Origin of the sequence: Bacillus sp. 2205SS5-2 (assembly GCF_037024155.1) — a bacterium.
Classification (GTDB): Bacteria; Bacillota; Bacilli; order Bacillales; family Bacillaceae_K; genus Bacillus_CI.
This window is the reverse complement of record NZ_JAYKTS010000038.1, coordinates 21,358-32,429: the sequence shown is the minus strand read 5'-3', so window position 1 is coordinate 32,429 and position 11,072 is coordinate 21,358. Positions and strand designations below refer to the sequence as shown.

Annotated in this window: 11 protein-coding genes; 5 read left to right on the top strand and 6 right to left on the bottom strand. The window is 38.5% G+C overall.

The annotated features are described in order from the left end of the window. Positions 1-704: 704 nt before the first annotated feature. Positions 705-1,487, bottom strand: coding sequence for an alpha/beta fold hydrolase (locus tag U8D43_RS18585; RefSeq protein ID WP_335872661.1), 783 nt, complete (start codon positions 1,485-1,487; stop codon positions 705-707). A gap of 384 nt (positions 1,488-1,871) precedes the next feature. On the opposite strand from U8D43_RS18585, the gene U8D43_RS18580 reads away from it, so the two are divergent. Beyond that, entirely contained in the window at positions 1,872-3,017 is a 1,146-nt protein-coding gene (locus tag U8D43_RS18580; RefSeq protein ID WP_335872660.1) for a DUF6920 family protein, read from the top strand. Between the two features lie 50 nt (positions 3,018-3,067). On the opposite strand, the gene U8D43_RS18575 is transcribed toward U8D43_RS18580, so the two are convergent. The 5 genes from U8D43_RS18575 to U8D43_RS18555 all read right to left on the bottom strand — a co-directional run bounded on the left by U8D43_RS18575 (position 3,068) and on the right by U8D43_RS18555 (position 9,778). Further along, positions 3,068-3,268, bottom strand: coding sequence for a hypothetical protein (locus tag U8D43_RS18575; RefSeq protein ID WP_335872659.1), 201 nt, complete (start codon positions 3,266-3,268; stop codon positions 3,068-3,070). A gap of 105 nt (positions 3,269-3,373) precedes the next feature. Beyond that, a complete protein-coding gene (locus tag U8D43_RS18570; RefSeq protein WP_335872663.1) occupies positions 3,374-4,069 on the bottom strand; it encodes a phosphotransferase family protein in 696 nt (231 codons plus the stop codon). 29 nt (positions 4,070-4,098) lie between these two features. Beyond that, positions 4,099-4,365, bottom strand: coding sequence for a hypothetical protein (locus tag U8D43_RS18565; RefSeq protein ID WP_335872658.1), 267 nt, complete (start codon positions 4,363-4,365; stop codon positions 4,099-4,101). A 397-nt stretch (positions 4,366-4,762) separates the two neighbouring features. Beyond that, entirely contained in the window at positions 4,763-6,892 is a 2,130-nt protein-coding gene (locus U8D43_RS18560) for a DUF4179 domain-containing protein (RefSeq protein ID WP_335872657.1), read from the bottom strand. A 285-nt stretch (positions 6,893-7,177) separates the two neighbouring features. Then, positions 7,178-9,778: a cation-translocating P-type ATPase gene (locus tag U8D43_RS18555; protein WP_335872656.1), complete on the bottom strand. Its 2,601-nt coding sequence runs from the start codon at positions 9,776-9,778 to the stop codon at positions 7,178-7,180. A gap of 696 nt (positions 9,779-10,474) precedes the next feature. Here U8D43_RS18555 and U8D43_RS18550 point away from each other — a divergent pair. The 4 genes from U8D43_RS18550 to U8D43_RS18535 are packed head-to-tail and all read left to right on the top strand — an operon-like array spanning position 10,475 to position 10,996. After that, complete coding sequence (locus tag U8D43_RS18550; protein ID WP_335872655.1) at positions 10,475-10,642, top strand: hypothetical protein; 168 nt, start codon at positions 10,475-10,477, stop codon at positions 10,640-10,642. After that, positions 10,593-10,760 (top strand): hypothetical protein, encoded by a 168-nt coding sequence (locus U8D43_RS18545; RefSeq protein WP_335872654.1) that lies wholly within the window; start codon positions 10,593-10,595, stop codon positions 10,758-10,760. The genes U8D43_RS18550 and U8D43_RS18545 overlap by 50 nt, the downstream gene beginning before the upstream one ends. Then, positions 10,729-10,878 (top strand): hypothetical protein, encoded by a 150-nt coding sequence (locus U8D43_RS18540; RefSeq protein ID WP_335872653.1) that lies wholly within the window; start codon positions 10,729-10,731, stop codon positions 10,876-10,878. Before U8D43_RS18545 ends, U8D43_RS18540 begins: the two co-directional genes overlap by 32 nt. Further along, entirely contained in the window at positions 10,829-10,996 is a 168-nt protein-coding gene (locus tag U8D43_RS18535; protein WP_335872652.1) for a hypothetical protein, read from the top strand. The genes U8D43_RS18540 and U8D43_RS18535 overlap by 50 nt, the downstream gene beginning before the upstream one ends. The last annotated feature ends 76 nt before the right edge of the window (positions 10,997-11,072 follow it).

The following is an 11,072-nucleotide window of genomic DNA, read 5'->3' as shown; positions in this document are numbered from 1 at the left end:
AACGGGGTTTTATCCACCAAAAAAGAGGCGACCTCAGACCTGCATTAACAGGATGAACAGTTTAATGCATCATTAAACCGCTAGACCCCATTTTCATTCATTGCGGTGTCTGACAGGACATGGGGTTTCGTATTGATTGTTGCTATTGGCACAAAGAAAAACAGGCAGTAAGGTTTTTTCGACTGATTTCTTCCTTTTTATCTAGAAATGGAGAAGTTTTCATTAGGAAAAGAGCACGAAATCATACAAATCAGGGGATATATTCCTATTCGAAAAGCCACAATCTTTGCGAAAGCAGCCTTCACCATACAGTCCAGAACTTAATATTGTTGAAGGGGTTTGGGGCTGGTTGAAAAAATCAGTCATTTATAATATGTTGTCTCATCAGTGGAAGAAATATAGGCCAAAGATAAGCCCTTTATGGACTAAATAAGCAAGGATCCCCTGAAAACCCTTGACCGACTTTGTGTCCATAGATAAGGGTTGTTAAATGATGATTACATATACAAAACTTACTGTTAGTAACATATTACTGTAGTTAACATCAATATGTTACTAACAGTGTATGATGAATAGAAGTTGATGTCAACTCCTAAAAATTTCAGGAACAAAATTTAATAGAGCCACCACTAATTGAGCTTATGTGGTGGCTTCTTCACTCATCCGGGCGGGTCATGGTATATGAACCTATATTGTTCAAGGCATCACTGTGTACAAGAATCGCCTGTCCCCTTTTTCCGTGGCACAAATTGTTGAATCGCTTCATTGCAGGGGCCAGGGAATTTTGAAGGAATTTCATGAGTACCCTTATTAATAAATTCGTACTGAGCATATAGAAGATGGTTATAATAATGCGACTGATTATTAATCCAATCTGATTTTTTTCCATAAATCAATAGGAGTGGGGAAGGCAGCTGGTCCAATGTATTTCTTCCATCATAGTGGTACGACTGTTCATAATAGTACATCCAATTGGGTAGAAAGGCTTTTTTCATATGTTCTTCCAGCTCTTTTTTAATCGCAGCATTGGTACTATGGACTTTAGCTAAGATGGTGATTAATTTATTGGGTTGATGCTTCGTCATGTACATCCCCAACTTATGCATCACTTTTAATCGCTTATCTTCTACTACCGGATACCCACCTAATAAAATGATCCCAGCGATTTTTTCAGGAATTTTCTTCCCTACCTCCTGAGCGATTATACCTCCTGCTGAATACCCGCATAGGTAACAAGAATGAAGACTAAGTCGTTGAATAAGAGCGGTAATCTGGTGAACATAATCATCTATTGTAAATAGCTGTTGACCACCGCTATCCCCGTGTCCACCTAAATCAGGAAGGAGTAAACGATATCGTGCTTTTAAGGGATATTGTTGATAAAATATTTTCCGTCCGAGTCCAGGAGGATGAACCCAGACGATGGGCGTCCCCTTTCCAACATCATCATAGTACATCATAAGGTCCTTAACCTTACAAACAGGCATGCTTTCCACTCCCTTTTTCTTGTTAGCATGCCACTTATACAAGATTCCCAAACTTATTTGGCATTTCCCCAGATTGAGAACGTAGAACCAGAGGGACTTTCCTATTATTTTGGTCAAAAAAGCAAGAGGGACGTCCTTTTCCGCCACTAAAGATTGGTGTATTGTACCTATTCCCATGTTGCTCAAAACCTCTCTTGAAATATATCTAGCATCCCTTTAACCTAGAGTTCTCTACCTTATCACAAGAATGGAGTTTCTCTTTTAATGGATAAAGAAAATGTTTTGAGCGAAAATTCATAATATTTCCTAATATTTTACCTCAATAGCTATAATATAAATTGTAAAATAACACCATAGACTACTGCATATTAGGAGGTTAGAAAAGTGAAGACTCTATTCTTAATTTTAACCCTTATTCATGGACTCATTCATTTATTAGGATTTCTGAAATCATTTAGTTTAGCAGAATTGTACGATTTAATACTTGATATTCCTCCCAAAATGGGCTTCCTATGGTTGTTTTCAGCATTCCTGTTTTTATCAGTATTCGTCTTATTCGCTGCTAATAAAGATTGGTGGTGGATACCTGCTATTCTCGCTACGATCATTTCCCAAATATTAATTATTCTCACATGGAAAGATACTAAATTTGGTACGATCCCAAATACGATCGTTGTCATCGCCATTATTATTGGAGTTGCCATGTGGAATTTCAATAGGCAAGTCAGCAAAGAAATCAACTTGATCCTTTCAGAAGGGAACGCTTCAGGAAAAGTTATCATTACTTGGCAAATGCTAGAATCGTTACCTCCTCAAGTCCAACTTTGGTTAACTACTAGTGGGGTAGTCGGAAAAGAAAATATTCAGTCCGTATATTTTAAACAAAAGGGGGTTATGAAGCTAAAACCAGATCAAAAGAAATGGTCAGATGCTGAAGCAGAACAGTATATTACAACGGATAAACCGGCATTCATTTGGAAAGTGGATATGGGAGTGGTTCCACTAGTAAATACAAGCGGTAGGGACCTATTTGTGGATGGGAATGGGCATATGTTAATCAAAATCGCCTCATTGGTTCCGGTTGTTGATATAACTCATAACGCAAAATTGAACCAATCGACACTTCAGAGGTATTTACTTGAAATACCATGGTATCCAACAGCTGCTCTTAGTTCTTATATTACTTGGGAAAGTATTGATCGATATTCTGCAAAAGCAACCATGACATATAAGGGGGTTTCAGGATCAGCAATCTATCATTTTACCGAATATGGTGATTTAGAAAAAGTTAGCGCTTTAAGGTATAAAGATACTGATGATAACGCAAAGCTTATTGAATGTATAGGTGAAGTTAGAGGTTCAACTATAGTTGATGGAATAAAAATCCCAACGAAACTACATGTTTCTTGGGTTCTAGAAGAAGGGAAATTTGTGTGGTATAAGCTCGAACTATTTGATATTGAATTCAATATCGGGGCACCAGAGGGGGCACCAGAGGGACAGTCCCCCCGGTTCAATAGCTTCAGCTAATGTAACAACTTTTTATATGAGAAAATTATTATTCCACCGGTCACCGATACCTATAAAGTTATTATAGATAGAAAAGGAGGGGTAGACTTACCAAAAACAGCTTCATTTTCTAGTGTTTCTACTTTATCCCACCAACTTGAAAAATCTGGTTTGTAATTCCTAGTTTTTATATAACTGATTAACGTCATACCAACTATATAAACTAAATGAATTACCATTGAACTAATAAATGCTTGAAAAGATGTTTTCATTCCCCCCTACTACTCTGTTTTACCCTAATCATTAACTAAATTTATTCTTGTACTAATGCTTCTTTTTAGTTCAATAACTTATTATTCAAATTGAAGAAACTTAGTTTATAACTCATTATTTAACCAGTTCAATAGTATTGGAAGTTGGTCAGCATAATTCCTAATCTCATATATTGTTCCTTTTACTTGTGCAGTTCCCATCTTCTGTTCTTCTTCATCAGTACATTCAAGCCATAAAGACCGTTTTAAACTGTATTCAAGCCACCCTAATTTACCTAAGAAACCATTTGCTAATACGATTCCCCAGTCGGAGCGTATTTCACCATATCTCTTTTTATATCCACTTATAAATGAGAAAAATCTTTGTTTATCGATTTCCCCAATTTCATTAAATGACCAGTAAATTGCTGTTTCAATTAAATCATTCATCGGATTTATAAAACCAGCTGATTCCCAGTCGACAAGAACTGGATTATGAAGATTCCACAGAACATTCTTAGGATCTAAATCCCTATGGCTAATTACCATATTTGCTGACAGATATTCCGCTGCATTAGTTGCTGCTGAATTCCAATCTTTGAGATTATCAAGGTTTTCAAAGAGTATCTCAACCCATTCAGAACATTCTTCTTTTCCCTTTTGCAAATAGTAATCCCAATCTGTTATTTGTCTATTATCATCTCTCTCATTTGTTATTTCTAACTCAGAAAAATCAATTTTATGTATATCTGCAAGAATTCCTCCTATTTTTTCGCAATGACTTTTATCGATTTCATCCTGTTTCAAACTTTCACCCTCTATCCAACTAAAAACAAGAAAAAATTGACCATTTACTTTTTGAATGAAGTCACCATGAATTTTTCAGCTGGAAGGGCTGGTACGTTATTTGATACAAAATTAGATATTTTTTCAGAATTTATATAATTTTTCAACGCCGTTGGTCTAATCATTATCTGGGGGTTTAATAGTTTTACTGCATACTTCCCCTCAGTAGTTTCAATGGCATACATTCTATGCAAAAGCCCACCAGAAATGGATTTAGGGTCATTCACTAACTTTCCAAGTAGAGAGGTTTGGCATAAATCCTCAAAGTCCATTTTATAACCTACTTTTCTTCTTTTTATGTCAGCCCTTATTCATCCGACATCTTAAATAAAACTAACTTACACTTACAATGACAGCGGCTCTGAATGATTTCCTTCTTCACTTTTCTTTTCGCAGGAGTCTCGTAGATTCTTGTTTTTGAAGATTTTCCTAACACAGGGTCCTTTCGCCAAGGGCTCATGAATCTCAATCACACTGTTTTTCTGCTCACTAACTGGTCCCGACCGACTGTCTTGCACGATTGGGACTAGAAATGATTCAATCTATCTCGACAGGAGCCACCCTTATTCTATCGCTTGTTGGGAACCAGAGGGGGAACCAGAGGGACAGTCCCCTTGGCTACAAATAGATACATTTTATCCTAAATCTCTTCCCTTTCTCATTGAATAGTTAATCGAGAACGATAATTACGCTGTCATCTAAAAACTTTGTCGTGGTGTACCCTCGAATTTTCAACTGGGTTGGTATAAAAGTGTCTTCTGAAGTTTCATCCCCTATTTCAATTTCATACTTGGTTTGAAAATAACGAGATTGTTCCTTTTGGTTGTATGGATTCCAAAAATAGGAATTCCCTTCTAACTTTTCTCCATTTCTATCAACCCAGACACCCTCGCTGCTCATTCCCCAAGAAGTAGGTTGCCCCCCATTATCATCAACAAAATCAAATTCGAGGCTTTCATATTCTCTGTTTTTCACTAATTCATCTGAAATCATCATTTTTGTTGGATTTCCATATTTCACTTCGTCAATAGAAATAGTACTTCCGCGGAATTCAAATGTTTGCGGAAATTCCTTTGAAAAATTCACCGGAGCAAAGTTCTCCTCTTCGATCAACAGATTCATCGACGCAAAATGTACATTTACCTCATCCGGATTTTCAAAGAACACCGAATCAAAACTTGCCTGATAGGAATTTCCGTCGGAAGTAAAAAACGAACTTCCTCCAAATAAGTCTGGTTCGACTTTCATTTTTTTTGTTTCCAAACTCTCAAAGGAAAGATTATGTATCATTTCATAGCTATTTTGGTTTTCATAACTAAGATGGAGGATGGTTGCTGTTGGAGCGATAGTAAGTTGCTTAAACGTAACAAAAACATCATCTATCTCCGCAACTTGATCCAATTCATGGACTATGGATGCTTGTTTTTTAACAGGAATGTCAAAGCTCCAGTCCCCGTCCAGAAACTCAATATTCTCATAATAAAATCGCCTGGAATCCGTTGACCCTGGCTGTTCATCTACTGCTTTTGCCAACCTTGAGATTCTCAGTTCAACTGGTTCATTATCTGTTTCCAATGGAAAGATACTAAGCTGACCTCTATATACGTTCTTCTCGTCATTATTTATTTCACTTGGGTCACTAGATTGAAAGCTTCCATGAAAAAATTCCTTATTTTCATTCTTTAGATCAAATTCATTCGCTATTCGCACCCCTTCAAATGGAAGAATCTCGTAGCGGTTTTCATCATTCAAACTTTCAACTTCATAAAAAATTAGCGTCTGCACATCATCGGCAATAACACTTTTAATCGTTACTCTAATTCCATTGCTTTCCGTAGTCATATTTAATTCTTCGCCAACCCCATGTTTCAGATAGGTAATCAATTGCTCGTCTTCCTGATGCAGCCAGCCAATCCAAGAATAGTAGAGGTAGGTATAGCCATTTGTAAAGAAACCGAAAAAAAGAACCATCGTCAACAACCCCGTGAATGCAACTCCTATCGTTTTCTGCTTCCTCTTCTTTTTCTTTCTACGATCTTCAACTTTTTGTACCATTTCTCTGACTCTCTGCATAAATCCAGAGGGCAAGCTAAAAATATGGTCTTTGTCCTCTGAAAGAGCGGTGACAACTTCTTGAATAGAGAGCAATGCTTGTTGACAGCTTGGACAATTACGAGCATGCATCTCTAACTTAATCTTTTCCGCCCTATGTAAGGTTCTACCTAAATAATCCATAAACTGCCCTTGAAATTCTGTACAATTTTCCTCTTCTATTACTTTTGCTGACAGGTTAATGAGTAGGTCGACTCCCTTCTTCAAACGAGATTTCACCGTCTCAATAGGGAGTTGAAGGATCTGAGCTACTTCTTCCTGCGGTAATTCAGAAATATAGGTAAGAACAATTGGTTCTTTATAAGTGTTTTCTAATTGAGATAGTGCCGTAAACACCTCTCTATTGGTGTCTTTGGCGAAAATTCCATCCATTTCATGAACTTTCTTTTTTGGTCTATTCTTCGACAACCTTCTGCAGACATCCAGATAAATGGAATTCACTTTTGAGTCCCCATCGAGACTATTCTTTTGACGAGACAACTGATCATGCACCTGTATGATTGCTTCCATAAATGCCGCTTCCAAATCCAGTGGATCTTGCATATAAGTCCAACCGATTTTATAAAATAATCTTTTTCGTTCCTCAAATATATTTACTATGGCACTAAAATTTTGTATTTTTTTATTCCTTATCAAACTAGCATTTGCATCACCTGTCATCACCACTACCTTCCTTCCCTCCATCATCCTTTGACCTCGCTATACCTCTTGAACTTTTAACTCTATTAAGAAGGGATTGTTTAGCAATTTCCTCACTGACTTGTCTTTATTCATCAGAAGAACTATGCAAATCCCCCCTGTTAATTATTTCAAAATTGAGTCAGTTGTACAATTACTTTTTTCAAGATAATGGAGTAAAACCAATAGTAAAAGTGACTGTCACATCCCGAACCGCCTCGATTGTAAAATGATTCTAGTAGATACAGACAACTGTTCTCTTCATACACAATAAAAGACACGACTTCTCTCTAGCTACCTAATAAACAAGATTTTATAAAGTTGTATCACGATAAGCGGCATTAACGCCAATCCATACACATAACCAAATTGGGTTGGTGATAATAACACGACTTCAAACACATCTCGCAGAGGCTCAATCAATAGAACGATTTGTAGTAGGACAATTCCTATGGCCACCGCTCCTAGCAAGTAGAGGTTCGTAAAAATTCCCACTTTAAAAATAGACTGTCTCGAGCGAGCGTTAAAGCCGTGGAACAATCTCGCTAAACATAGGGTTGCAAAGGCCATCGTGCTTGCCGTAATGGCATCTGTTGAAAGCCCGATATAAAAGGCTACCAGCGTCGCGATAGCAATTAAAACCCCTTCTATGGCAAGCCTTGAGACGAATCCTTTGTTAAGTACGGATTCCGACACATCCCGTGGTTCCTCCTTCATAACGTCCTTTTTATGAGGCTCGAGGCCAATTGCAATAGCTGGTAAGCTGTCGGTTAGGAGGTTAATGAACAATAAGTGGACAGGTGCGAAAGGAACAGGTAATCCCCCAATAGAAGCATATAAAACAGATAGTATTCCTGCCGTGTTCCCTGCTAAAAGAAACCGAATGGCGTTCTTAATATTTGTATAAATGCTTCTTCCATTAGCGATGGCTTTTACTATGGTAGAAAAGTTATCATCCGTTAGCACCATAGACGAGGCATCTTTGGCGACCTCTGTTCCAGTAATCCCCATGGCGATCCCAACGTCCGCTTGCTTTAAGGCTGGTCCATCGTTTACTCCATCACCCGTCATGGCCACCACATTCCCTTTGTCCTGCCAGGCTCTAACAATTCGAATTTTATGTTCAGGAGACACACGGGCATACACTGAAATATGTTCTACCCTTTTCTTTAATTCTTCATCATCCATTTTTTCAATCTCAAAGCCTTCAAGCGCTTCGTCACCATCTTGTAAAATACCAATTTGATTAGCAATCGCTGAAGCCGTTATTTTATGGTCACCTGTAATCATCACAGGTCTAATTCCTGCTGTTTTACATTGTTCAACTGCATCTTTGGACTCCTCACGAGGAGGGTCCATCATACTCGTGAGACCAATGAATATTAGGTCGTTTTCATCTTCTGTGCTAATCGATTGTTCATTCGTCACTTCCTTGTAAGCGAAGGCCAATACACGTAATCCGCTTTCTGAGAAGGTTTGATTGGCCTCGTGAATCTGCTCTAAATGCTCATCCGTTATCGTTGTTACCCCTTCAGAAGTAGCCACTTTGACAACACGGTCTAAAAGAACATCTACAGCTCCTTTTGTAAACATAAGTTTTTTTGATTCGATCGTATTAACCGTACTCATCAACTTTCGGTCAGAGTCAAAAGGCAATTCTTTCAATCGTGGATATTCCTCTCGAATATCCATTTCATCCATCCCGTATACATTCTCACCTAAATCTACAAGGGCAATTTCGGTGGGGTCTCCGATCTCCTTTTTTTCTGTCGTTTCAGCATCGTTACATAAGATGTTCATCAGTAAAAATTGTTTCTGCAACGGATTATCAAGCTGAAGAGCATCATCTTCATGAATTTCTCCATCTACATATAGCTTCTGCACGGTCATTTTATTTTGGGTTAGCGTTCCTGTTTTATCAGAACAAATAACCGATATACTTCCTAGGCTCTCAACAGCGTGAAGCTTTCTGATAATCGCATTTTCCTTCGCCATCTTCTGGGTTCCAAATGCAAGAACGATTGTCACAATCGAGCTTAAGGCTTCAGGAATAGCGGCAACAGCTAAAGCAACAGCGAACATGAAAGAATCTGCCATCGTTCTTCCTCGAAATAAATCAATCGCAAAGATGACAATGGCAATAATGATTATGGCAATGGCAAGCTTTTTACCAAATTGGTCCAGGTTAACTTGTAGCGGTGTTTTCTTTTCTTTCGCCGTTTCCATTAAGCTTGCAATTTTACCAATTTCGGTTTTCTCTCCAATTTCGGTTACGGCTATAATTCCTCGACCGTAAGTAACGAAGCTTCCTGAGAACACCGAATTGGTTTTATCCCCGATTGATATATCGTCTTCTTTGATAGGATCGGTCATTTTCGAGATGCTGACGGATTCACCTGTTAAGGAGCTTTCGTTGACTTGTAAGCTGTGGCTTTCGATAATTCGTCCATCCGCGCTTATGTAATCTCCTGCATCTAAATAAAGAATATCTCCAACCGTCACTTCTCTTGAAGGAATCTCTACTTTTTTACCGTTTCTCAGTACTTTTGAAGTAGGGGAGGATAGACTTTTTAAGCTCTTTAGGGATTGCTCGGCTTTAATGTGCTGGACCGTACCTAAAATAGCGTTGATTGTCACAACGACAAGGATGACAATGGTGCTCTCAAATTTCCCTAAAAACGCAGAAAGTAAAGCCGCGATAATTAAGATAATCACAAGAAAATCTTTAAACTGTTCAAAGAAAACTTGAAAGGCACTTTTTCTTTTTTCTTCAGCAAGCTCATTAAAACCGTGTTCTTCTTGTCTGTTCTTAACCTCTGCATCCGTTAATCCTTTTGCTGATACTTGCAGTTTATTTAAGACTTCCTCTGTTGAACTCTTATGGAACTGGTACATTAAAAGGCTCCTTTTCTTAATAGATTGATTTAGGATTAAATAGTATGTTTTTAAGCGTAGTAATCGGATAATTTATTATTTCCTTCTAATTTAGTTTACCCTTACACTGTTTTTAAAACTTCTTTTTCTTTTAGGCTCTTTTCGTATACTTTTTTGCTATTGGCTCAAAGAAAAAACAGGCAGTTAGATTAAGTCTGTATAATTGTGTAAAAACAGAATAGGCCACATCAATTTCTGACTACAATATGATCTACCAGAAAAAAACCATAAGAATATATGTGCCTGATCCCCGCCCCGTTAAAACATTACGTACTAGGGTCAAGCACCGAAATCTCTAGGATACTAATAACTGCAGTAGGTGTGTTTTTAACATTCTACATAAAATTGAATAGGATTCAAAAATTTCTTGGTTTTTGGTTTCTTTCTTAATTGATTCTACAATCATTTTAACTTTCCTTGTTTTAACGATTAACTATTTACTATTATTAAAGGGACAGGTATCAGGAAAAGGACGGTACTATTGCCTTTTTGAAAAAATCAATAGTATCGTCCTTATTGGTGTTTTATACTTGAACTAAATTTTTATCCTAATAATTGAAAAAGGCTGTTTTCGCAAAGTTTGTTGCTTTTCGCACCAGTCTATAAACGTTGATATAGCTTTAAAAGCGGAAGTGGCTGCTCTGCGGCGTCAGGCAAATGAAGAACTCGGAGGTGATGCCTGCATCGCTGGAGGGTGTTTCATTTGACCCCGAGCCGCAAGCCACTGTAGCTGGATCAAGAAAAGCGGAAGTGGCTGCTCTGCGGCGTCAGGCAAATGAAGAACTCGGAGGTGATGCCTGCATCACTGGAGGGTGTTTCATTTGACCACGAGCCGCAAGCCACTGTAGCTGGATCAAGAAAAGCGGAAGTGGCTGCTCTGCGGCGTCAGGCAAATGAAGAACTCGGGGGTGATGCCTGCATCACTGGAGGGTGTTTCATTTGACCACGAGCCGCAAGCCACTGTAGCTGGATCAAGAAAAGCGGAAGTGGCTGCTCTGCGGCGTCAGGCAAATGAAGAACTCGGAGGTGATGCCTGCATCACTGGAGGGTGTTTCATTTGACCACGAGCCGCAAGCCACTGTAGCTGGATCAAGAAAAGCGGAAGTGGCTGCTCTGCGGCGTCAGGCAAATGAAGAACTCGGAGGTGATGCCTGCATCGCTGGAGGGTGTTTCATTTGACCACGAGCCGCAAGCCACTGTAGCTGGATCCGTCTATTTTTAATGGAAATCAACAATGAAATGGGCGATTAAATCA

What these genes read in the sequence shown, in the direction of transcription:
- U8D43_RS18585 (WP_335872661.1), bottom strand. Translation starts at nt 1,487, where the DNA reads ATGCCTGTTTGTAAGGTTAAGGACCTTATGATGTACTATGATGATGTT.
- U8D43_RS18575 (WP_335872659.1), bottom strand. Translation starts at nt 3,268, where the DNA reads ATGAAAACATCTTTTCAAGCATTTATTAGTTCAATGGTAATTCATTTA.
- U8D43_RS18565 (WP_335872658.1), bottom strand. Translation starts at nt 4,365, where the DNA reads ATGGACTTTGAGGATTTATGCCAAACCTCTCTACTTGGAAAGTTAGTG.
- U8D43_RS18560 (WP_335872657.1), bottom strand. Translation starts at nt 6,892, where the DNA reads ATGATGGAGGGAAGGAAGGTAGTGGTGATGACAGGTGATGCAAATGCT.
- U8D43_RS18555 (WP_335872656.1), bottom strand. Translation starts at nt 9,778, where the DNA reads ATGTACCAGTTCCATAAGAGTTCAACAGAGGAAGTCTTAAATAAACTG.
- U8D43_RS18550 (WP_335872655.1), top strand. Translation starts at nt 10,475, where the DNA reads ATGAAGAACTCGGAGGTGATGCCTGCATCGCTGGAGGGTGTTTCATTT.
- U8D43_RS18545 (WP_335872654.1), top strand. Translation starts at nt 10,593, where the DNA reads ATGAAGAACTCGGAGGTGATGCCTGCATCACTGGAGGGTGTTTCATTT.
- U8D43_RS18540 (WP_335872653.1), top strand. Translation starts at nt 10,729, where the DNA reads ATGCCTGCATCACTGGAGGGTGTTTCATTTGACCACGAGCCGCAAGCC.
- U8D43_RS18535 (WP_335872652.1), top strand. Translation starts at nt 10,829, where the DNA reads ATGAAGAACTCGGAGGTGATGCCTGCATCACTGGAGGGTGTTTCATTT.